The 20,352-nt window shown below is 68.4% G+C and carries 23 protein-coding genes; 11 read left to right on the top strand and 12 right to left on the bottom strand.

Annotated elements, in window-relative coordinates; genetic code table 11:
- Nucleotides 1-33 precede the first annotated feature (33 nt).
- Together OHA25_RS38895 and OHA25_RS38890 are read right to left on the bottom strand one after the other, a co-directional pair.
- Nucleotides 34-879 carry a septum formation family protein gene (locus OHA25_RS38895; RefSeq protein ID WP_327581909.1) on the bottom strand — a complete coding sequence of 282 codons (846 nt, stop codon included), beginning with the start codon at nt 877-879 and terminating at the stop codon, nt 34-36.
- Nucleotides 880-1,064: 185 nt separating this feature from the next.
- Nucleotides 1,065-1,439 (bottom strand): hypothetical protein, encoded by a 375-nt coding sequence (locus OHA25_RS38890; RefSeq protein WP_327581908.1) that lies wholly within the window; start codon nt 1,437-1,439, stop codon nt 1,065-1,067.
- A gap of 392 nt (nt 1,440-1,831) precedes the next feature.
- Between OHA25_RS38890 and OHA25_RS38885 the strand changes: the two genes are divergently transcribed.
- Both OHA25_RS38885 and OHA25_RS38880 read left to right on the top strand, forming a co-directional pair.
- On the top strand, nt 1,832-2,398 hold the full coding sequence (locus OHA25_RS38885) for a hypothetical protein (RefSeq protein WP_327581907.1): 567 nt from the start codon (nt 1,832-1,834) through the stop codon (nt 2,396-2,398).
- 75 nt (nt 2,399-2,473) lie between these two features.
- Nucleotides 2,474-2,731 (top strand): hypothetical protein, encoded by a 258-nt coding sequence (locus OHA25_RS38880; protein WP_327581906.1) that lies wholly within the window; start codon nt 2,474-2,476, stop codon nt 2,729-2,731.
- 393 nt (nt 2,732-3,124) lie between these two features.
- Here OHA25_RS38880 and OHA25_RS38875 read toward each other — a convergent pair whose 3' ends face one another.
- The 4 genes from OHA25_RS38875 to OHA25_RS38860 form a co-directional block, all read right to left on the bottom strand.
- The gene (locus OHA25_RS38875; protein WP_327581905.1) at nt 3,125-4,105 is read right to left on the bottom strand and encodes an aldo/keto reductase; all 981 of its coding nucleotides are present in this window, start codon (nt 4,103-4,105) and stop codon (nt 3,125-3,127) included.
- A 350-nt stretch (nt 4,106-4,455) separates the two neighbouring features.
- Entirely contained in the window at nt 4,456-4,938 is a 483-nt protein-coding gene (locus OHA25_RS38870; RefSeq protein ID WP_327581904.1) for a nitroreductase family deazaflavin-dependent oxidoreductase, read from the bottom strand.
- Between the two features lie 68 nt (nt 4,939-5,006).
- A complete protein-coding gene (locus OHA25_RS38865; protein ID WP_327581903.1) occupies nt 5,007-5,852 on the bottom strand; it encodes an SDR family oxidoreductase in 846 nt (281 codons plus the stop codon).
- 276 nt (nt 5,853-6,128) lie between these two features.
- Complete coding sequence (locus tag OHA25_RS38860) at nt 6,129-6,707, bottom strand: ester cyclase (protein WP_327581902.1); 579 nt, start codon at nt 6,705-6,707, stop codon at nt 6,129-6,131.
- A 207-nt stretch (nt 6,708-6,914) separates the two neighbouring features.
- On the opposite strand from OHA25_RS38860, the gene OHA25_RS38855 reads away from it, so the two are divergent.
- Nucleotides 6,915-7,865: a helix-turn-helix transcriptional regulator gene (locus OHA25_RS38855; RefSeq protein ID WP_327581901.1), complete on the top strand. Its 951-nt coding sequence runs from the start codon at nt 6,915-6,917 to the stop codon at nt 7,863-7,865.
- A gap of 347 nt (nt 7,866-8,212) precedes the next feature.
- Here the strand turns inward: OHA25_RS38855 and OHA25_RS38850 are convergent, their stop codons facing one another.
- The gene (locus OHA25_RS38850) at nt 8,213-8,590 is read right to left on the bottom strand and encodes a hypothetical protein (protein ID WP_327581900.1); all 378 of its coding nucleotides are present in this window, start codon (nt 8,588-8,590) and stop codon (nt 8,213-8,215) included.
- A 278-nt stretch (nt 8,591-8,868) separates the two neighbouring features.
- Between OHA25_RS38850 and OHA25_RS38845 the strand changes: the two genes are divergently transcribed.
- Nucleotides 8,869-9,396, top strand: coding sequence for a hypothetical protein (locus OHA25_RS38845; protein WP_327581899.1), 528 nt, complete (start codon nt 8,869-8,871; stop codon nt 9,394-9,396).
- Nucleotides 9,397-9,819: 423 nt separating this feature from the next.
- On the opposite strand, the gene OHA25_RS38840 is transcribed toward OHA25_RS38845, so the two are convergent.
- A complete protein-coding gene (locus tag OHA25_RS38840) occupies nt 9,820-10,674 on the bottom strand; it encodes an NAD(P)H-binding protein (protein ID WP_327581898.1) in 855 nt (284 codons plus the stop codon).
- Between the two features lie 671 nt (nt 10,675-11,345).
- Between OHA25_RS38840 and OHA25_RS38835 the strand changes: the two genes are divergently transcribed.
- Nucleotides 11,346-12,041, top strand: coding sequence for a TetR/AcrR family transcriptional regulator (locus OHA25_RS38835; protein ID WP_327581897.1), 696 nt, complete (start codon nt 11,346-11,348; stop codon nt 12,039-12,041).
- A gap of 362 nt (nt 12,042-12,403) precedes the next feature.
- Here OHA25_RS38835 and OHA25_RS38830 read toward each other — a convergent pair whose 3' ends face one another.
- Both OHA25_RS38830 and OHA25_RS38825 read right to left on the bottom strand, forming a co-directional pair.
- Complete coding sequence (locus OHA25_RS38830) at nt 12,404-12,868, bottom strand: NAD-dependent epimerase/dehydratase family protein (RefSeq protein ID WP_327581896.1); 465 nt, start codon at nt 12,866-12,868, stop codon at nt 12,404-12,406.
- Nucleotides 12,869-12,957: 89 nt separating this feature from the next.
- Entirely contained in the window at nt 12,958-14,274 is a 1,317-nt protein-coding gene (locus tag OHA25_RS38825) for an RNA-guided endonuclease InsQ/TnpB family protein (RefSeq protein WP_327581895.1), read from the bottom strand.
- Between the two features lie 25 nt (nt 14,275-14,299).
- Between OHA25_RS38825 and tnpA the strand changes: the two genes are divergently transcribed.
- Nucleotides 14,300-14,731, top strand: a complete 432-nt coding sequence (gene tnpA, locus OHA25_RS38820; protein WP_327581894.1) for an IS200/IS605 family transposase — start codon at nt 14,300-14,302, stop codon at nt 14,729-14,731.
- 41 nt (nt 14,732-14,772) lie between these two features.
- Here tnpA and OHA25_RS38815 read toward each other — a convergent pair whose 3' ends face one another.
- Nucleotides 14,773-15,258 carry a hypothetical protein gene (locus OHA25_RS38815; protein ID WP_327581893.1) on the bottom strand — a complete coding sequence of 162 codons (486 nt, stop codon included), beginning with the start codon at nt 15,256-15,258 and terminating at the stop codon, nt 14,773-14,775.
- Nucleotides 15,259-15,313: 55 nt separating this feature from the next.
- Here OHA25_RS38815 and OHA25_RS38810 point away from each other — a divergent pair, with 55 nt between their 5' ends.
- Nucleotides 15,314-15,517 carry a hypothetical protein gene (locus tag OHA25_RS38810; protein WP_327581892.1) on the top strand — a complete coding sequence of 68 codons (204 nt, stop codon included), beginning with the start codon at nt 15,314-15,316 and terminating at the stop codon, nt 15,515-15,517.
- 171 nt (nt 15,518-15,688) lie between these two features.
- A complete protein-coding gene (locus tag OHA25_RS38805; protein ID WP_327581891.1) occupies nt 15,689-16,522 on the top strand; it encodes a class I SAM-dependent methyltransferase in 834 nt (277 codons plus the stop codon).
- A gap of 90 nt (nt 16,523-16,612) precedes the next feature.
- Here OHA25_RS38805 and OHA25_RS38800 read toward each other — a convergent pair whose 3' ends face one another.
- Complete coding sequence (locus tag OHA25_RS38800; protein ID WP_327581890.1) at nt 16,613-17,803, bottom strand: helix-turn-helix transcriptional regulator; 1,191 nt, start codon at nt 17,801-17,803, stop codon at nt 16,613-16,615.
- 146 nt (nt 17,804-17,949) lie between these two features.
- Between OHA25_RS38800 and OHA25_RS38795 the strand changes: the two genes are divergently transcribed.
- The 3 genes from OHA25_RS38795 to OHA25_RS38785 are packed head-to-tail and all read left to right on the top strand — an operon-like array spanning nt 17,950 to nt 20,311.
- On the top strand, nt 17,950-18,501 hold the full coding sequence (locus OHA25_RS38795) for a hypothetical protein (protein ID WP_327581889.1): 552 nt from the start codon (nt 17,950-17,952) through the stop codon (nt 18,499-18,501).
- The gene (locus OHA25_RS38790; protein WP_327581888.1) at nt 18,498-19,862 is read left to right on the top strand and encodes an FAD-binding oxidoreductase; all 1,365 of its coding nucleotides are present in this window, start codon (nt 18,498-18,500) and stop codon (nt 19,860-19,862) included. The genes OHA25_RS38795 and OHA25_RS38790 overlap by 4 nt, the downstream gene beginning before the upstream one ends.
- Complete coding sequence (locus tag OHA25_RS38785) at nt 19,859-20,311, top strand: helix-turn-helix domain-containing protein (protein ID WP_327581887.1); 453 nt, start codon at nt 19,859-19,861, stop codon at nt 20,309-20,311. The genes OHA25_RS38790 and OHA25_RS38785 overlap by 4 nt, the downstream gene beginning before the upstream one ends.
- Nucleotides 20,312-20,352: the final 41 nt, after the last annotated feature.

Below are 20,352 nucleotides of genomic sequence, written 5' to 3'. Positions count from 1 at the left end.
CACAGCGCGTGGCTGGGCTCCGTGTTTGGGCGGTCACGGCCGGCCGGTCGACTTCATGACTCCTTTGACCGGGGTCTTGCTGACCACGAAGCAGACCGCGTCCGTCATGCCGTCCAGCCAGGCTTCTCGCGTCGGGGTCACGCCGCTCGAATCGGCGCCCCGCCTGGTGCCCCCGAGGTAGGCCGCGACGGTCTTCTCGCAGTAGACCCCAGCACGCAACGCCACCTGTCTCAGGCCCTTCTCCCCAGCTGGAAATTCTTCGATGGGCATCACGCCGGGTATCGCCTCGCTGTGATGTGGTTGTGTGCAGGGCACCACCCGGAGGGGGTCGTGCTCCAGCGGTTCGCCCACCAGACAACGCTGGAAGACGCCCAGGCCGTTAGCCAGGGCGCCGGCGAGCGTGCCCGTGCGCCGCACCGCATCGCCTTTCGGTCCTAGTTCCCCTACCAGGCAGGGGAATCGCCATTTTCCGTCCTTACCCTTCCGCGCATCGAGGTGCGTCGCCTCCAACCGGCTCGCGGCCACGTCAGCGCTGCCGAGAAATGTGGTCAAGGCTGACCTGCAGGTGCGGCTCATGGATCGTTCGGACGGCTTTCGCCGCTGATCGACTTGCTTCGAGAGCATGACCTCGAAGTTGTGGGGCCGATCGCACGGCACCTCCCGGACGGACGTCCTCCAGTCAAGGCACGTACCGGCCTGGGAGGACTCCTCGTCGGCGCTGTTCTTGGGAGTCGGGGATGGCGTCGGTGCCACGGACGCGACGGACGGCGAGGCGGGCGTTGACTGTCTCGGCGCCACGATGTTTCCACCCGTGGCGGCGCAGCCCGTCACAGCAAGGACAGCGACAACGAGAACGGGAAGTCGAACCGCGGCCTGCATGGGATCCCTTCACACGCGGAGGCGGCCACAACGTGGCGGGTGGCAGGGTAAGTCCGGACATGGAAAGGTTCGCGAACAAGACAACCATCTCGTGATCAAGCGCTCTCGGAGATCATCCTAACTCACGATAAGTGACGTTATCGTGAGCTAAGCAGGATCATCAAAGCTCGGAGGAGGCGCGTCAATCAGCCGGACGGGAACCCCCGCAGGGCGGGAAACAGCTCGTCCCAACGCTCCGCGAACTCCGGGTCGTGAGTAAGGTCGCGCACCCAAGCAAACCGCACCACTGGTCTCTCCCCAGAGCGATCGACGATCACGTCCGTCCTCACATCAGATGCGACCCGGCCGATTCCCCAGCGGCCGAGATGCCAGCCCAACTCAGCCGCTTTCTTCACCAGCGCATCAACCTCGGCGGCGTCGGACGCCTGCGCTTGAGCCAGCTCCTCCTCCACGCTCTCCCGGGCCTGCTCCACCTCCGCCAACTCCACCGCCACCCCGTGCTTCACCCGCCCAATGGCCGCAGCCAAAGGCCGCCGCAACGCCACCACCGCCACCACCACAGCGACAGGCCAGGCGAGAGAGCCCACGAGAGACGCCACAAGCTGAAAACCCGACATGACAGAAAATCGCAGCTCGGCAACAGATCATTACCAGCCCGCGCGAAGCATCACAGCCGTGGCAAGCGCAGCCTCGCCCGATCGCCGAAGCCAACGGACCGCGCAACGCCGCGACCGCCACCACACTGGGCGACCTTCGTCAGCAGCGCGCAGTCCGAGAGGCTACCGGCAGCGTCCACTTCCGGAACCACGGGTAGACCGTAGGGATGAGCTTCAGCCCCCTGTGGGATGCCTTGGTCGAGGAGTTCGGTCACCGCCGTCCGCGACCTGGCCACCGGCTCGGCCCTGGATGACGCCGCGCTGGCGAAGTTCCTGGACGAGAACGGCGGGCTGCTGTGAGCCGGCGGCGTGACGCGATGGGCTGGACGCAGGCCGAGAACGACGTCGCGGAGGTGATGATCTGGCTGCGCTGCAACCACGGGCGCGAGGTCAGCTACGCCGACATCGCCGCCGGCGTCCAGATCCCCGACGGCCACCGGCTGCGGCGGGCCGTCCGCGTCGTCCGCGTGATCGCGGCCAACCGGGGCGACCGCCTGGAGAGGTTCATGCCCTCGACCGACCCCGCCCGGCGCGACTCTGCCCGGCGCCGGGTCTGGGTCACCCGCTACATGCGCCACGGACACGGCGATGAGTTCAGCGCCCGCGACGCTATGTCCGCCGCACGAGCGGCGATGACATCGGTCAAGGACATGCACCGCGCCACCACCTTCGACGCCGGCAACCCCCACTCGATCGCGCGCAAGGAGTTCGCCACGATGGCCCAAGCCGCCGACGAGTGCATCACCAAGGTCGCCGGCATCGACAAGGTCGGCCCGCAGTCGGTCCGGCAGGAGAACACCAGCCTGCTGACCCAGATGATCGCCGACCTGGAAGCCCGGCTCACCGAGCCGGCAGCAGGCTGACCCCGGCCGCCTTCGCGTCATGGCAGCCCGCCTGAGGACGCACCGCCCCCCGAACGACCAGCCAGGAGCCACGTCATGACCACGCTCGAACGCACCCTTGCCAAAGCCCTCACGGAGATCGTCATCAGGCTTGACCTCAGCGACGACGACGCCATCGCGCCCGGGGCCGCGATGCAGGTGCTTGCGCCGGTGATCGCCCTCCTGCATGAGCTCCCCGAGCAGGATCGGCGAGCCCTCGCCGAGCTGATCAACCAGTGCGCGCAGGAGGAAACCGACCCTGAGCGGCATCTGACGGCCTGGGAGACGCCCGAAACCCTGGGCCTCCTGGCCTGAGCATGGGCGTCTGGAAACACCGTGTGAGCGAGGTCCAGACGCCCGCGCCGTTCGCGAGCCGGCCCTCCTCATACATGCCGCAGACCTCAGCGGCGCGGGCGCCGCAGAGGTAGGCGGTTTCCAACAGCACCCGGTCGCGCAGCCGGTCCAGCGGCAGGTCCTTGCGTCCCTCCCGTGGGCGGTGTCGTCCAGCAGTCCGCCCCGAGACCGTCGTCGGCTTGTAAGGCTGCGGCGCAGTCCCTGCGAGTACACGCCATACATGCGCCGGTACGGGATGGGGTTTCTGCGGCCGTGAGATCAATTGAACCCTCACGTGGGCGGGAGCTTAGAACTGCAACCGCAGCCGCGGGTTCGTGACCTCGGCGTCTTCAAGACAGCGCAGCGGCGCCGCGGTCACCGGTCGATGCTGGCCATGTTCGCCTCGTCATGGCGCTCGCCCGCGGCCGGCGTGAGGTTGTTCAAGCGGTCGAGCTGAGCGGCGCTGAGTTCGATGCCGTCGGCGGCGGTGTTTTCTTCGACGCGCGAGACCCGCCGGGTTCCGGGGATCGGGGCGATGTCGTCGCCGCGGGTCAGCAGCCACGCCAGCGCAGTCTGTGCCGGGGTGGCTTCGATCTCGGCGCCGATGGCCTGCACTTCGTCGACGATGCGCAGGTTGCGCTGGAAGTTCTCGCCGGTGAACCGCGGGTTGGTCTTGCGCCAGTCGTCATCGGCGAAGTCCTCGACGGTGCGGATCTGCCCGGTCAGCAGGCCGTGGCCGAGCGGGGAGTAGGGCACGAACCCGATGCCGAGCTCGCGCAGCAGCGGAAGGATCTCGGCCTCGACGTCGCGGGTCCACAGGGAGTATTCCGTCTGGAGCGCGGCCACCGGATGCACGGCGTGTGCCCGGCGGATCGTCTCGGGGCCGGCCTCGGAGAGCCCGATGTGGCGTACCTTGCCTTGGGCGACCAGCTGGGCCAGCGCGCCGATGGTCTCCTCAATGGGCGTGTTCGGGTCGACGCGGTGCTGGTAGTACAGGTCGATGTGGTCGGTGCCGAGCCGCTTGAGCGAGCCTTCGACGGCGGCCTTCACGTTGGCGGCGCTGCTGTCGATCACGCCGGGGCCGCCGCCGGAGTGGGAGACCAGGCCGAACTTCGTCGCCACGACAACGTCGTCGCGTCGGCCCTTGATGGCTTTGCCGACGATTTCCTCGCTGTGGAAGGGGCCGTAGATCTCGGCGGTGTCTACGTGGGTGACCCCGAGGTCCAGCGCCCGGTGGATGGTGCGGATCGACTCGGCGTCATCGAGCCCCCCGCCCGTGGTGTAGACGCCGGCCATGGTCATGGCTCCCAGGCCGATGCGAGCGACATCAAGCCCGCCCAGTGATACGTGCTTCATCAGGTACTCCTTGTCAGTGGTCGTCAGGCCCGGTCGGTGGTCATGGCCTGTGGTCATGGCCTGTGCGCGCCATGACCAGTGCGGTGCCCACCCGCTAAAGGGCCGTGCTTCGGTGGCCCGCGCTGCCGGCGCCGGTGCCGTTCCCCAGATAGGGGCAGCTGCCGCAGGCGTACCCGGCGGCGGCCTCGGCCGGGGTGCGGGGCGTGTTGCTCAGGCGTGGCGTCGTCGTAGACCAGGCTGCCGACGACATCGACGCCTTGGCCGTTGGTGATGCGCATGGCTTCGTTCAGGTAGCCGGGCGTGTACTGGCCGTCCGTGGGGGATTTCGAACTGGCCGCTGTCAGGTGGGGTCAGTGTTCCTCGGCCGCCGGCTCCAGAACGAAGACCGGGATCTGCCGGTCGGTGTTCTTCTGGTATTCGGCATAGTCTGGGAACGCCTCGACGGCTCGAGCCCACCACACGGCCTTCTCGTCCCCGGTCACCTCGCGTGCCAGCATGTCCTGGCGCAGCGGGCCGTCCTGGAGCTCCACCCGGGGGTCGGCCACCACGTTGTGGTACCAGACCGGGTGTGTGGGGGCTCCTCCCATGGAGGCGACCACGGCGTAGGAGCCGTCGTGCTCCACCCGCATGACGGAAGTCTTGCGGATCTTGCCGCTTTTGGCGCCCAGGGTGGTCAGGATGACGACGGGCAGGTCCCGTAGCTTCTCGTCTTCTTCACGTGCAACCAGGATGCTCAGCGTCGTTCCTTGCGTACCACCGGAGCTTTCGTACAGCTCCACCTGGTCACGTACAAACTGCGCCGTGCTCGGCTCGTACTCGCCTTTGAGTGGCATGTTGCCTGCCTCCATGCTGTCGAAGATGCACCTGGCTTCCGCCTCGGCCGGGGTGCGGGGCGTGTTGCTCAGGCCTGGGTGTCGTCGTTGGCCAGGCTGCCGCCCAGCTCGCGGGAGGCCTCGGCCTGGGCGAGGAGTTCCTTCGCCTTGGTCTGGGCGGCCTCGATGGCGTCCGCGCCGGCGACGAAGCGCTGCAGTGGCTTGTCTTGGCCGGCGATGGTGAGTAGGGCGCGGGCGAGTTTGGCGGGGTCGCCGGGCTGCCGGCCGTTCATGCTCTTCATGCCCTCGATCCTCGGGGCGGTGCGCGGGGCGTAGTCGTCGATGGACAGCTCGGGCCAGGTGGTGGAGCCGTCCCCGAGGAGCTCGGTGCGGAAGTAGCCGGGCTCCACGACCGTGGTGTGGATGTTGTACGGCTCGACGTCGTAGCGCAGGGACTCCATCCAGCCCTCTTCTGCGAACTTGGAGGCGGCGTAGGCGGAGGTGAATTCCATGCCGACCAGGCCGGCGGTCGAGGTGATGGTGATGACGTGGCCGGCGCGCTGCCGGCGCATGAGCGGCAGGACGGCGCGGGTGACGTTCATCGGGCCGAAGAGGTTGGTCTCGAACTGCTGGCGCATCTGCGCGGGCGAGATCTCCTCGAAGTAGCCGGTGAACAGGTTCCCGGCGTTGTTGATGAGGACGTCGATGCGGCCGAAGCGGTCGACGGCGGCCTGCGCGGCGGCTTCGGCGTCCTCGGGACTGGTGACGTCGAGCTTGGTGACCAGCAGGTTGTCCTGGGGCCCGCCGAGGGTCTTCTCGACCTGTTCGGGGCGGCGGCCGGTGGCGACGACCTGGTGGCCGACGGCGAGGGCCTCGCGGGCGATGTCCGTGCCGAGACCGCGTCCGGCACCCGTGACAAAAATGACCTTGCTCATGAGATTTCCTTTTCAGGTGCCCTGATCGGGCACCTGGGTGATTTCGATGATCACAGGGGCCGACGACGCTGCAGAAGGCTGGAAACCAGCGGCACAAGCGCCGTATTCGGCCCATTCCCATCGCCGCGGGGCGGCGCACTGCCAACAGAAACTTCCAGAGTCGTCGCCCTTCACCCTCGATGAACTCTCCGCCGGCGGGTCATCCTGCGAGCAGGTTGGCGGCCTCGGGAGCAGGGACGGACGCGTCGCAGGAGGGCGAAGCGCAGGGCTCCGCTGTTATGCGGCGGGTATGGCGCCCATCTGCCGGAGGATGCCGAGCATGTCGAGCTGGGCTCGCTCCTCGACGATCTTGCCGTGGGGCAAGCGGTAGAACGTCATGCTCTCCGAGCGGATGGCCTTGCCGGTCGCCTCGACTCCGGCGAAGGGTCCCTTGTGGGTGCCGGTCATGCTGTAGCGGATGGCCACGGTGTCACCCTCGGCCCGCATGTCCTCCACTGTCCATTTGAGGTCGGGGAAGGCCTTCAGGTTCGCGGCGACGATGCCGAGATAGGTGTCCCGGCCCTGCCACGTCTGGCCGCCGAAGTGCACGACGATGTCCGGGCTGACGAACTTTCTCGCCAGAGCGGGATCGCGACCGGGCAGGAACTCGCTGGTGTAGCGCTGCATGATGCGCTTGTTCACCTGGGAGATCCCGTGGTGCCACGAGGGGGATTCCGCCGTGATGCGAGGCGACGGCCCGGAGCCGGTGTTGCCGCCGACGGTGCTGGCCGCGTCCGCGGCACCCGATCCGAAGACCGCGAGGCTGAGTGCACCCAGCGCCGTGACGACGACAGCCGGCTTGGTGTATCGACGCATGATTCGTCCTTCCGAGAATCGCGGCGCCGACGGCGCCGCAGAGGGGCTGGAAACCGGTGGCACAAGCGCCGTATCCAGCCCATTCACACCACTGTGGGGCGGTGCGCTACCAACAAAACCCGTTGTCACGGGAGTGTGGGAGTCACTGATGAGGGGGTCACTGAGAGGGACCCCCTGGCAGAAGGAAGCGCTCGTAGAGTGGAGCACATGGCGAGCAGAAACGACCCTTATGGCACTAATCGCGACTTTCGTGGTGATTTCCGCGCCGAGATCCGGGAATTCCTGGGCACGCGACGGGCCAAGGTCACCCCTGAGCAGGCCGGACTGCCCGTGTACGGCGGAGAGCGCCGGCGGGTCACCGGGCTGCGCCGCGAGGAAGTGGCCCTGCTCGCGGGCATCTCCAGCGAGTACTACACCCGGCTGGAACGCGGCGACGCTACCGGCGTCTCCGAGTGCATCATCGAGGGCATCGCCCAAGCACTCCAGCTCGACGAGGCCGAACGAATCCACCTGCTCGACCTCCTGCGCGGTGCCGGCACGACCCGCCCACCACGGCGCCGCCCGGTCCAGCAACGCGTCCGCCCACCGGTGCAGCGCGTCCTGGACTCCATGACCGGCACACCCGCGTTCATCCTCAACGGACGCGGGGACATCCTGGCCACCAACCCTATCGGGCGCGCCCTGTTCTCCCCGGTCTACGCCGACCCGGTACGGCCGCCCAACAACGCCCGGTTCGTCTTCCTCGACCCGCAGGCGACTGAGTTCTTCCGCGATTGGGACCAGGTCGCCAACGACACCGTCGCCATGCTCCGCGCCGAAGCTGGCCGCGACCTGTACGACAGGCGACTCACAGACCTGATCGGCGAGCTGTCCACCCGCAGCGAGTATTTCCGTCGCCGCTGGGCAGCCCACAACGTCCGGATCCACACCACCGGCGTGAAGCTCCTCCACCATCCGGTCGTCGGCGACCTCGACCTGCCGTTCGAGACCTTCCCTCTGGGCGCCGACCCCAGCCAGTTCCTCCTCACCTACACCGCCGAACCCGCCTCACCCACCCGGGACGCCCTGAACCTCCTGGCCAGCTGGGCCGCAACCCACGACGCCATCGACAAGCACGCCCCGACCAACGACCCCGAATCGGCCGAGACAACCGACTGATCGCCGACACACTGCGCACCGCACCCCGCACCTGGCGGCGGCCGACCTCGTGGACCTTGCCGATGTCGGGATGCCCAAGGCGACCATGACCTCACGGGCGGCCAGGCGGCGTGGCAGTCGGCCGCAAGATCAAGATTGAGAGCGAGGGCGAGGCCGTCCGTCAGTAATGACCGCATGATGACGCCCCGGTGTCCCACTTTCAGACGTCGTGGCGCCGAACCCGCCCCAACACCTGCATACCAGTAGTCGCCTGATCACTACAGCGGAATCGCCGCTGATGGTCGCCTCGGTGATCCACCGGAGCGACGGCTGCGGCCACCTAATTGCCTTACGTGCCTGACAGGCCTTCAAGCGGCTGACCAGCTACTTCGCTTGAGAACCCCAGATAACGGTCTCCGCAGGTGCGCGGACAAGGTGTGTTCCGCGCCGACGGCGCCGATGGTGACCTCGGCGGAGAATACGCCGAACGTCTTGCCGAGGACGAGTTCGCCGCCGAGCGTCCCGGTCGGCTTGCGCGGCCAGTGCACAGGCCTATTCGGCTCGAAAGCGGCGAGAAGCGCCGTCGAGGGGCCGAACTTGTGGATCGGCTCGGGGTACGGCTGGCCAACGTCGTCCTGCTCGGGGTCGAGGTTGCCTTGTGGGTCGGGGCGTATGCCACACCGGTCGCACGCCACCCAGCGGGCCGCATCAAGGCCAGGCTTGTGCGGGCCGTACCCGTCGACCACCGGCCGGTGACCGCGGATCCGTCACCACAGCATAAGCCGGGGCACCTCGTGCAGCCGGGAACCGCGGTGGGCGAGCATGCCGCGCTCGCGGCCGTCCCACTTGAGGTAGTCGATCGAATGCCACCACATGAAGAGATCTCCGAGACGGCCGCGTGCGTGAAAGCCGACGCCGGTTCGTGACCCGAGTGCGGCGGCGCCCGCCCGCAACTCCGCGAATCCCCAACTACCAGTCCGAACTATCACTAAAGTGATCACGTCAAAGATCAAGGAGGAAGCGCATGAACCGCACGAATGCCCTACGGATCGGCCGCTCGGCGCTGGTGGTGGCGCTGGCGGGCGGGCTCGCGCCGGTCGCCGTCGCGCCCGCCGCGTTCGCCGCCCGGAAGGCGACGCTGGGACCGTACGGGTACGGCAACCTGAAGCTCGGCATGAGCGCCGCGAAGGCCAAGGCGACCGGGAGAATCATCCGCAAATCAGTCGGGGACCACGCCAGATGCACGGGCTGGGACCTGAAGGAGAACCCGTACCCCAACTACCGGGTAGGGATGTACATCTCCAGGAAGTACGGCATGACCATGATCGTCGCGCCCTCGGGCCTCAAGACGCCCCAGGGCATCGGCATCGGCTCCACCAGGGCGCAACTGAAGGCCGCCTACCCCGACCTGCGGCGTGGTCCGGGCGGCTACCCTACCGCCGGCGTGCCGGGCAACAAGAAGGCACTTTACCTCTTCTACGTGTCCTACAAGACGAACCAGGTCGCCGGGATGACCCTGGTTCTCGCCAAGCACGACTGCCGCAGGTACTAGTGCCCCGCATGGCCCTCGGCGAGGTGACCGCTCCGGCGCTGGTCGAAGGGCATGCGAAAGGCCCTGGACCGGGACATCCAGGGCCAGCTCGCGATCTTGAATCTGAGAGATGCTTGTCTCGGGGGGTATCCGAGGTATGGGGGACGTCGCGTTCGCGTGGGAACGACGCTCTCAGCGCGTCGTCTGAACCGTACGTACGGGAGGAAACCCGACGTAGCTACACGAATCTCAGACTGATCATGAGGGTAGACACGGTTGTCAAGCCTGGCAAGATCCCGCAACCTCGACTGCCACTTTGTGACGTCCAGATGTCCCACTTGGGTGAGCCGACCGAATCGAAAAGCGAGAGACAACGCCGCTGGGGACGACCGGTCACCCGAGCAGCATGATCAGCCAACCTGACGAACGTTCGTGGTCACCGCATCAGGAGAAGTCATGGGCATGGTCGGCGGCCCACTGGGGCAGGGTACGGGCCGGTCTGCCAGTGAGTCGCTCGACCGTCGGTAGGACTGGCAGCGCGGTGCTCGGGTTCTTTGCCGTCTCCGACCAGTAGCGCAGCAAGTCGGTGACAACGCCCGGCGGCAGGAACCTGCCGACCGAACCGCGCCACTGCTCCTCGGTCAACTCCTCGAATCGGATGTCACGCCCGATCGCCTTGCCGATCGTCGCCACCTGCTCCACCTGCGAGGTCAGCTCGGGCCCGGTCAGGGTGTACTTCGCACCGGCATGCCCGTTCTCGGTCAGCGCCAAGGCCGCGACGGCCGCGATGTCGGCTTCGTGGATCAGCGGATACACCGCATCGCCATACGGCGCCCGCACCACACCCTCGGTTCGGATGGAATGCGCCCACCACAACAAGTTCGCCGCGAACGGCCCTGGACGCACGAATGTCCATTCGTCCAGGCCAGCGCCCTCCACCGCGCTCTCGACGGCCCGATATTGCGGGTAGGTCCAGCTCTGGCGGTCGCGTTCGGTCTCACCAGAGGCCGATGCTCCAGACAGCAGCACGACCCGTCGCACGCCCGCCCTCTTTGCCACGTCGAGGAACTGGTGGATCCCGTCAAGGACGGGGAACAGATACACGCTCTCGATCGAGGCCAACGCAGCCGGCCAGCTCTGCGGCACGGTCAGATCTCCCTGCACGACCTCAACCTTCGTCGGCAAGCGTGCCTTGTCGGGGCTTCTCGTCAACGCCCGTACCTGCCTGCCTGATGCGAGCAGCTTGTCCACCACATGCCGGCCGATGTTCCCGGTCGCGCCGGTTACCAAGATCGTCATGGGAGGACAGTAACTGGAATTTAGGTCAATTCCGGTCCTAAAGGGCGCTCGTCAGCAAGACGGCACGCAGCACTGCTCATCAGCGCCGCCTTTATAACCTGGTGAGGAGAAACCGAGGGTCGAGGACCCGGTGAACGTATGTGGTCACCGCACTAGCGAGATTATTGCCGCGCTACTCACCAGGGTGTCTGCCTCCTGGGCCGCAGTCCCGGCAACCTACATGTCCTCCATCGCAAGCCAGCCCATGTAACTAGTTCCTCGTAGAGAGTTTTCTCCGCTTCCGTCGTGGACTCCCGGCTCGGATATCCGAGCCGGGAGTCCACATGATCCCGCGGTTGGATCAGGAGGTGAGGATTTTGGCGTTGAAGGTCCCTAGCGTCCCCGTGATCGGGGAATGCCCGCTCGCGTCGGGCAGCGGGCCGAGCTCGGCGAGGTGGCCGGGTGGCGTCTCCCGCGTGAGACGCTTCTGTTCGGATAAAGCTCCCGCTCCGAGTAGCGGGCCGGGAGAACCTGCACCGGGACCGTGCGCCGGAGCTGGTCGAAGAGCCGCTCGACCCGCTCGGGAAGGCCCCCTTCCAATAGACCTTCACGGCGCGGTCGAGCGGGTTGGCGCTGATCGAGCCGAACTGGTCTCCGCCCGCAGTCGCATCGATGATCGAGATGGCGGCGTCGTGCAGTGTGGACTGGACTGCGGCTACTTCATGCCAGGAGCCGAAGCCCCCGGGGACCGGGTCGGTGATGACGACGGGCCGATTGTCGGGCGGCTTGTCGTCGGTGTGGGCGGCCACGACTGGCTGAGCGAAGCGCCATCCGAGCCGCTCAGCCTGGACAAGGTGGCACAGAAGGCCAGGGGCGCCCGATCCACCATCTACGTGATTTTCGAGTCCCGGGCCGGGCTGCTCGATGCGGTGTTCCACGACCTGCTGGACCGCGCTGGGTTCAAGCGCATCGTCACTGCCGTGGCCCACCCCGACGCTCGTGAACACCTGCGCGGCAGCCTCCGCGCCGGCGCAAAAGTGTACGCGGACGAACGTGACGTCATCCGCGCCGTCTACTCGATGGCCGCGCTGCATACGGATGCCCTGGCCGACACTGTCAAACGCGACGAGCGGGGACGCGCCGAAGGCATGTGCCATCTGGCTCAGCGTCTGGCTGACCAGGGCCTGTTGCGGGCAGATGTCACGGCCGAGGAGGCCACCGACATCCTCTTCGCGATCACCGGCTTCGACACCTTCGACCTGCTGTTCACCGGCCGCGGCCTGTCCCGGGATGCGGTCGCCCACCGGCTGATCGCCATGGCCGAAGGTGCGCTGGTTCGCCGGCTCGACCCAGCCGCAATAGTGGCGGTTAGCCGGGCTCGGCCATGACGATCAGGCGGCGTGTCATCAAGGTCATCGCGGCTCAGACGATCTGCTCATATGGCATGAACGTGGCCTGGTAGGCGGGCATGCTGACGAACTGCTCGCCGCACGGCGTGCAGCAAAGCCCCGTGGCCTCGCGCCCGTGATCATGGCGGACCGATCAGCTACGGCTTGCGCGCCGCGACGGCGGCCTCGAGCTCGGAGCCCACGTGGAACTTGACGACCCACTTAGCGGGAACGCTGATCGGTACCCGGTCGAGGGTTTGCGAGCCTCGATGGATGAGGTGGCGTGCGGCGCTGTCGCTGTTGCGCGCGACTCCCTGATCGCGCGTTCTTCCTGGCCGGCCTCCTTGTCATGGGCGTGATCCTCACCCGTGGCCGGTTCGGACAAAGACACCGGCTATGCGAGCGCGGCCTCGTCGGCCGCCGTGTCCGTGTCCGTCCAGACGTCGGCCGGGGGCGTGGGCCAGGTGCCAGCGCACCGAGCCGGCCACGCGTTCGGCGGGGTCGCCGGCAGTCCAGCCGAGCAAGGACCGGGCTCGGGTGACCGAGACCAGCAGATGCTGCGCCTGCATCCCGGACAGAGCCAGGTCGTGCGGCAGGGCGCGATCGGGCACCTGAACCAGCTCGGCCGATGAACCGGCGGCCGAAAGGATCTGGCGAAACCACGTGCCGATCGTCGCCGTGCTGGTCTCGCCGAGGTTGATCGCCTGCCCGGCGACCGCCCTGCTGTCGAGCGCGGCCAGGACGCCGGTGGCCACGTCGTCGACATGGCAGCGCGTCCACAGCAGGTTGGCCGCGCCGATGGGGATGCGGGCTCGCCCGGCGCGCACGCGGCGCAAGATCGGCTGCTCGCGGCGTTGCCAGTCGTACGGTCCTTGACGTGCTCCTCTCCATGAACGGGGGAGGATTCTCATGGCCGCTACGCGGCCACCCGTTGCGGGGCGGTGTGGGTAGTCCCGCCATGAGGTGCTTGACGCTTCACCGGCCCCAGTGGTGCAGGGCCTCCACGTCCGGTGACCGCCCGTCCGGCGGCTGAGTTGTACCGGTACAACTGGGTGCGGGCGGCGTTGACGTCGGCGTTGCCGGTCCACCCGCATGCTGGGTTCTTGCACACGAACCGGGACTGACTCTGGCGGGAGCCTTCGGTGATCGTGTGGCAGGCGTGGCATTCCTGGCTGGTGCCCGGTGCCGGGGTGAAGACGACCTTGCCGCCTTTGTCGGTGGCCTTGTAGGTGAGGAACTCGGCGGTGCGTCCCCATGCCTGTGCGGCGATGGCGCGGTTGAGGCCGCGTTTTTGGGCCACGTTCGTGCCCGGCTGTTCGGTGGTGCCGGCGGCGCTCGCCATCATGTTCTTGACCTTGAGGTCTTCGAGCACGATGACGCTGAACCGGTCGGTGAGCCGGGTGGTGGTCTGGTGCTGCCAGTCGATGGCCCGGCGCTTGGCTTTGGCGCGCAGGCGGGCGATCTGGTCGTAGGTTGTCTTCAGCCGGGTGCTGGCAGGCTGTCCGGGTTTCGCGGCTCGTTTCTGGCGGGCGGCTTTGCGTTCCAGGCGGAGCAGCCGCTGCTGTTCCCCGCCGGTCAGCCACTGGTCACGGTGGAAGATCTTCTCTCCGGTGGACAGTGCCAAGGGCACGGCGATGCCCCGGTCGATCGCGGTGTGCGGCCCCGGATGCGGGGCGGGCACCGGCTGCTCGGTCTGGATCCGGAACACGATGTGCCACCCGCCTGCCTCCTTCACCAGCCGCGCCCCGGTGATCTTCCCGTGCGGGCCGCTCTTCGTGACGCCGGGCAGGTCTTTGGTCCATCGGAAGCGGATGCGGCCGAGTTTGGGGATGGTGACCGCGCCCCACCGGCGGTTGATCCGGGTGATGTTCAGGTCCCGCGCCTGGGGGACGTCCACGGCCATCCGGGAGCGCAGGCGGCTCTTGAACGTGGGGCGCCGGGCGGGGTGGTCGGGGTTGACGTAGTTCGCCCATGCCTGCCGGTAGGTCTTCAGTACGGCTTGCGCCGCTTGGGCGGGCAGGTCGTTGAGCCAGTCGATCTCTTTGCGGGCGGCTCGGATGGCCTCGTCGCATTGGGCGAGTGAGGCGAACCGGCCCTGCCGGAAGGTGAAGAACTCGTGCAGCAGGTTCCACAGTGTGCGCGCGTTGTGTGCCTGGCCGTCCAACACGGCGCTCTGCCGCTGGTCCAACTCCAGGCGGGCGACATGAGCGCGGTTGCGTTTCTCCTGCTCCACAGGGGCGCATTCTATCGTTTGGTGTATGTCACCGCGATGGGAACCGAACCCCGACATCAGAACCGGGCGTCACTGCGTCCACGATCTGTCCGCGCATTTGGTGTTTGTCACGAAATATCGGCGGGACGCACTCACCGGCCCGATGCTGGAACGCTGCGAACAGATCATGAAAGAGGTGTGCGAGAAGTTCGACTGTGAACTGACCGAGTTCAACGGCGCACACGACCACGTCCATCTCCTGGTTCGCTACCCGCCCAAGGTCGCTCTGTCCTCCCTCGTCAACTCCCTCAAAGGCGTCTCGGCCCGCTACCTGCGCCAGGAATACAGCGCCCACGTCCGCACACACCTGTGGGGCGGCCACTTCTGGTCCCGCTCCTACTACGCGGGCTCGACCGGCGACGCGAACGAGGCCACCGTCCGCACGTACATCCAATCCCAGGACCAGCCCCAGAAATGAGACAAGACCAGACGCGCTCACGACTGGTCCCGAAGCGCGAGTTAGGGCACACGCTCAGGCCCTTGGGGGCCTTCCCGCGCGGGCCTACACCTCCCGCCTGAAAGCGGGAGCGAGCACTGGCCCGCACCTCGGTAGATGAGCGGAAGCCGCAGCACGATCGCGCCCCGCGGCAGCCAGCGCTCCTCGACATCGAGTTTGTCGTAGTCATCGGGCACGTCGGGATGACCGGCACCCCGGTAGGGGTAGCGGTCGCGGCGCAGGGGCGAGTCCTCGGTCAAGGGGAGCGGCGACAGCTCGCGGCCGCAGCGCAGGCCGGTGTAGGCCTCGTAGACGGCGGCACGGCGGGGACGATCGGGGCGAGCCAGCAGGATCGCGTCACCGCGCTGCACAAGCCATTCGGCTACGCGCCGGCCGAGGAACCAGGTGCCGCCGAGGAGAAGAACACGTATGCTTCCAGCCTGCCCGCCCAGCCGGGGTCTGCACGTGAGCGTGCACGGCAGGGCAAGGAGCATGCCCGTCGTGCTCATGACCCCGCGATGACAGCGCGGCCGACGATGCGCAGATGCGAAAGAGCTTGCGCAGATGATGCGGCGGATCACTGGTACGTGGGCCCCGCAGGCGGTCCGTGCGGCGGCCGACCTGGGGCTGACCGACGTGCTGGCGTACGGCCCGCACAAGCGCCGCCCGAGGAGCTCCAGATGGCCAAGCTGGTACGTGCTCGTCGGCTGCCCGACGAGCAAGGACACAAGCCGGTGCGAGATCGTGCGGGATCGTGCGGGATCGTAGGGCACTGTCTCGCGACCTGTAGGCCTGCCTACCTGCGCCGACGCGCCACTCAATACCGCCACCCCCGGCCGGGCCGGCCGCACAGCGCCGCGAATGCGCCCGCATCCGCAGCGAGAAGGGTCGCCGATGGGCGGCTGGGCCTGGACAAGTGCAGCTTGAAGGTCCAGGCCCGTGAGCACGCACGACGCTCGTACTACGGTGGGAGGCGTGTCCGGGTTCTCGGTGAGGGACTTCTATGATGAGCTGGCCGCCGACTACCACCTGGTCTACCCGGACTGGGATGCGAGCATGGCGCGCCAGGCCAAGGCGCTGGACGGGCTCATCCGTCCGCGTCTCGGGCCAGGACCGCACCTGGTTCTGGACTGCTCCTGCGGAATCGGCACCCAGTCGATCGGGCTTGCTCTGGCCGGATACAAGGTCGTCGGCAGCGACCTGAGCCCCGTCGCCGCCGCCCGCGCCGCTGTCGAAGCCGCGGCCCGCGGCACCAGTCTTCCCACAGCCGCGGCGGACATGCGCTCACTTCCCTTCACAACATCCGCTTTCGACGTCGTCCTGTGTGCCGACAACTCACTCCCGCATCTGCTTTCCCCGCAAGACCTGCAGACAGCCCTCCTCGGCATGCGACGGGTACTCCGGGACGGCGGACTACTGGTGATCACTGTCCGGGCCTACGACGAGGCCCGCCGGACCCACCCCACGGCGACACCTCCCCAGGTGTCCCAGACCTCCGACGGCCAGGTGATCACCTTCCAGCTGTGGCACTGGCACGAAGACGGCGAGCGCTACACGCTGGAACACTTCCAGCTCCTGCCCGCCGGAAGCACCTGGGATGTCCGCGTGCGCCGTACCACCTACTGGGCGCTGACCCGTCGGCAATTGACGGATTCCGTGGCCGACGCCGGCTTCACCGGCATCAGCTGGCACACCCCGGCCACCAGCGGGTTCTTCCAGCCCGTGCTCACCGCACAGCGTGTCCCCTCCCCACCGCAGCGCCACGGGCAGTGACACTCCCACCAGTCCGGAACAGCCAACGAATCACTGACGCCCCGGCAAGCCGGTGAACGTTCCCGCCTCAACGTGGAGTGCAGGGGGCGTTCACTCCTCTGGGCATGCAGCGGCGTCGAGGTTGCCGGGCTCGAAGTGCAAGGGCGCGTAGTGTTCGGCGAAGAGCCTGGCCACCAGCTCGCCGCGGCTGGAGACGCCGACCTTCTCGAAGATCGCCTTGATGTAGTCGCGGATCGTGTGCGCGGACAGACTGAGCCGGCCGGCGATCTCGGCGGTCGCGGCGCCCTGGGCGATGAGCTGGGTGATCTCCTGCTCGCGAGGGGAGAGCTCGTAGGCCTGGACGATGATCGGGGCGATCTCCGCCGCCTTCGCGGGCTCGATCACGAGCGCCAGGTTGCCGGGCCGGCCGTCGGGGTTCCGCAGGCATGATGCGTGGCAGACGACCCACTGGCCGGTCACAGGAGAGCGCAGCCTGGCCCGGGCGATGCCGCGCTCGCGTGCCTCGGCGATGGCCCGGGCCTGCATGAGCGTCCCGAAGACCACCATCGGCGGCGAGGCGGCATCGGGTGCTTCCAGCACACCGGGTGCAGCCAGGCGAGGTGGGTCGACAAAGCAATCCCCGCGCACCTCTTCGAGCCAGCCGTGGGCGGCATCGTTGCTGGAGATCAGCACACCGTCGGAGCTGAAGAGCATCAGGCCGGGCTCGTGGCCTTCGCCCGGGACGAGCGGGCGTGCAGGCTGTTGCGCGTGTACGCGGATCGCCTCCGCAAGCGGCGTCGACAGGCTGGCGGCCAGTTCGATCTCGTGGGTGTCGAACGCGGGCCGTCCCTGCTTGCGGAGGAGGGCGACGTACCCCCAGGCGCCGCGACCGGCACGGAGCACCACGCGCAGCTCGTCGCCGAACCCCCAGGGCCGGACGAACTCGAGGTAGCGGGCGCTGCGGGCGGGACGGTCACGGGTTGCGGCCCGCAGCGCGGCGGCAGGGACGGGCGCGCGAGCCAGATCCCGGAACAGGTTGACGTCCTGGGTCAGGAACTCGCGCTCCCAGTAAGCCATGCACACGTCGGGGTCGTGGCTGCACACGCTCTCCGCTCGGCTGGGCGCGGTCGGCAGTCCGGTCGCCGGATCGGTGGCGAACCAACCCGACCCGTCATACGGAATCAGCCGGCGCAGATGCTGGGACGTGACGCGGAACAGCTCGGCGATGCTCTCGGCCGCGGCGGCGTGCTTGAGCAGCAACGCATGGTGATCGGCAGTGGTCGCATTCCAACTCCCGTTCATCCCTCCACTATGGCCAGGCCCGCACGAGGCCGCCAACCCCCCGAATGAGGGGGTGCCGGTCGGCCAGGACCCCGCAATCGCGGTCTCCATCGCCTCACCGCAGCGTGGCCAGACTGGTGCCTTCCCCTAGCCAAGGGAGGCACACGATGACGAACTCTCGCATCCTTCCCATCCTCGCGCTCGGCCTCGTGGCGCTCGCCGCGAGCCCTGCCACGGCCTCCGCGGTGACACAGGACCGGCCCGCGCCCGGAGCGGGGGCCGGTGTGGGCCGGCAGATCGCCGAGGTCCGCAAGGCCACGGCCCGCTTCCACTCGGTGGAGGTGGCGCGCAAGGCCGGCTACCGCGCGGCCGGCGCCTGCGCCCAGGATCCGGAGGGCACCGGCGCGATGGGCTACCACTACGCCCACCCGAGACTGTCCGCCGACCCGGCGATCGACCTGCGACGGCCGGAGTTGCTGCTGTACGAGCGGCGCGCCGGGCGGCTGCGTCTGATCGGGGTCGAGTACTACCGCACCGACGCCGACCAGGACCCAGGCACCGACACCGACCGGCCGCGCCTGTTCGGGCGTGCGTTCGACGGCCCGATGGCCGGGCACGAACCCGGCCAGCCGGTCCACTACGACCTGCACGCGTGGGTGTGGAAGCGCAACCCGGCCGGCACGTTCGCGCAGTGGAATCGGCGGGTGAGCTGCCCATGAGCACCACGCCGACCCACACGACGCTGCGCCGTGCCCTGCCGGGACGGTTCCTGCTGCCCGGGGACGCGGGCTGGGACGCCGCGCGCCAGGCCTGGAACCTGGCCGCCGATCAGCAACCCGTCGCCGTGGCCGTCCCCACCACGCCGAAAGAGGTGGCCGCCGTGGTGACCGCGGCGCGGGAGCGCGGCCTGCGCATCACGGCGCAGACCACCGGCCACGCCGCGGCCGCCCTCGCCGACCTGCACGACACTGTGCTGCTCAAGACCGCCGACCTGAACGGCGTCCACATCGATCCGCAGGCTCGCCAGGCACGCATCGGAGCAGGCACGTTGTGGATCGAAGTCGCGGAGCCGGCCGCCGAGCACGGACTGGCCGCACTGGCCGGCTCCTCACCCGACGTCGGCGTCGCCGGCTACACGTTGGGCGGGGGGCTCAGCTGGCTGGCCCGCAAACACGGCCTGGCCTGCAACAGGCTGCTGGCCGCCGAGGCGGTCACGGCCGACGGCGACCTCATCCGCGCAGACCCCGGCCACGAGCCCGATCTGTTCTGGGCGCTGCGCGGCGGCGGCGGCAGCTTCGCCGTGGTCACCGCGCTGGAATTCGAGCTCCTGCCGATCCCGCGCATCTACGCCGGCGGCCTGTTCTGGCCGTGGGAACGCGCCGGCGAGGTGCTGCACGCCTGGAACACCTGGCAGGCCACCGCCCCGGAGGAGATCACCTCCTCCGCCCGCATCCTGCACCTTCCGGAGCCGGCCGCACCCCTGCCCGGACGCTCCGTGGTCAACATCGACGCCGCCGTGCTCGGCGACCAGAGGTTCGGCGAGCAGGTGCTCGCCCCGCTGCGTGGGCTTGCGCCCGGCCTGGACACCTTCGCCATGGTGGCGCCCGCAGCGCTCAGCCGGCTGCACCTGGACCCCGAACAGCCCGTCCCCGTGATCAGCGATCACCGGCTGTTCGGCGAGCTGCCGCCGGCCGGGATCGACGCGCTGGTGCAGACGGCGGGGCCTGGCTCCGGATCCCGCCTGGTGACGGTGGAGCTGCGCCAACTCGGCGCGGCGCTGGCCCGCCCCACACCCGGCAGCGGGGCGCTGACCTCGATCGACGCCACGTTCGCCCTGATCGCCGGCGGCATTGCCGACCGGCCCGAGACCGGCGCCGCCGTGGCCGAGGACCTGGAACGGCTCACCGGCGCCATGCGCCCGTGGGACACCGGCCGCCGCTATCTGAACTTCGCCGAAGGCCCGGCCGAGGCCTCGACCCTGTTCCCGCCGGAAACCTACCTGCGGCTACGACGCGTCAAAGCGCAGGTCGACCCCGGCGACGTCATCCGCTCCCACCATCCCATCCCCCCGACGCCATGACACTGGCTACGCCTGCCGAGGCCGCGCTCGGCCTCGCGCTCGCCACCCTGTTAACCGAGCTCGACGCACCGGCCGCGCGCCGACGGGCCCACCGGCGGCAGATCTACTGCTACATCGAGCGGCATCTCGGCGATGCGCGCCTGTCACCCCAGTCGATCGCCGCCGCGCACCACATCTCACTGCGGCAGCTGTACAAGCTGTTCGCCGAGGAACAGCAACCGGTGGCCGAGTGGATCAGGACGCGGCGGCTGCAGCACTGCCGCCGCGACCTGGCCGACCCCACGCTGGCCGACCGCCCGGTCGCCGCGATCGCCGCCCGCTGGGGCTTTGCCAGCGCCACCCACTTCAACCGCCTCTTCAAGCACGCCTACGGCATGCCACCCGGCCAATACCGGCTCATGCACGCCCAGCACACGGCTGCGCGCCACCTGCTCCAGCTGCTCGTCTGAGCCCAGGACCTGGGCCAGCGGCCTGACACTGGGCCTGTTCG

Source organism: Nonomuraea sp. NBC_00507, assembly GCF_036013525.1.
Taxonomy (GTDB): domain Bacteria; phylum Actinomycetota; class Actinomycetes; order Streptosporangiales; family Streptosporangiaceae; genus Nonomuraea.
This window is presented reverse-complemented; position numbering and strand designations above follow the sequence as displayed.

Bases quoted from the DNA above. Each gene is read 5' to 3' on its own strand.
- OHA25_RS38895 (WP_327581909.1), bottom strand. From the start codon at position 879: ATGCAGGCCGCGGTTCGACTTCCCGTTCTCGTTGTCGCTGTCCTTGCT.
- OHA25_RS38880 (WP_327581906.1), top strand. From the start codon at position 2,474: ATGACCACGCTCGAACGCACCCTTGCCAAAGCCCTCACGGAGATCGTC.
- OHA25_RS38875 (WP_327581905.1), bottom strand. From the start codon at position 4,105: ATGAAGCACGTATCACTGGGCGGGCTTGATGTCGCTCGCATCGGCCTG.
- OHA25_RS38870 (WP_327581904.1), bottom strand. From the start codon at position 4,938: ATGCCACTCAAAGGCGAGTACGAGCCGAGCACGGCGCAGTTTGTACGT.
- OHA25_RS38865 (WP_327581903.1), bottom strand. From the start codon at position 5,852: ATGAGCAAGGTCATTTTTGTCACGGGTGCCGGACGCGGTCTCGGCACG.
- OHA25_RS38860 (WP_327581902.1), bottom strand. From the start codon at position 6,707: ATGCGTCGATACACCAAGCCGGCTGTCGTCGTCACGGCGCTGGGTGCA.
- OHA25_RS38855 (WP_327581901.1), top strand. From the start codon at position 6,915: ATGGCGAGCAGAAACGACCCTTATGGCACTAATCGCGACTTTCGTGGT.
- OHA25_RS38845 (WP_327581899.1), top strand. From the start codon at position 8,869: ATGAACCGCACGAATGCCCTACGGATCGGCCGCTCGGCGCTGGTGGTG.
- OHA25_RS38840 (WP_327581898.1), bottom strand. From the start codon at position 10,674: ATGACGATCTTGGTAACCGGCGCGACCGGGAACATCGGCCGGCATGTG.
- tnpA (WP_327581894.1), top strand. From the start codon at position 14,300: ATGTCACCGCGATGGGAACCGAACCCCGACATCAGAACCGGGCGTCAC.
- OHA25_RS38815 (WP_327581893.1), bottom strand. From the start codon at position 15,258: ATGAGCACGACGGGCATGCTCCTTGCCCTGCCGTGCACGCTCACGTGC.
- OHA25_RS38810 (WP_327581892.1), top strand. From the start codon at position 15,314: ATGATGCGGCGGATCACTGGTACGTGGGCCCCGCAGGCGGTCCGTGCG.
- OHA25_RS38800 (WP_327581890.1), bottom strand. From the start codon at position 17,803: ATGAACGGGAGTTGGAATGCGACCACTGCCGATCACCATGCGTTGCTG.
- OHA25_RS38795 (WP_327581889.1), top strand. From the start codon at position 17,950: ATGACGAACTCTCGCATCCTTCCCATCCTCGCGCTCGGCCTCGTGGCG.
- OHA25_RS38790 (WP_327581888.1), top strand. From the start codon at position 18,498: ATGAGCACCACGCCGACCCACACGACGCTGCGCCGTGCCCTGCCGGGA.
- OHA25_RS38785 (WP_327581887.1), top strand. From the start codon at position 19,859: ATGACACTGGCTACGCCTGCCGAGGCCGCGCTCGGCCTCGCGCTCGCC.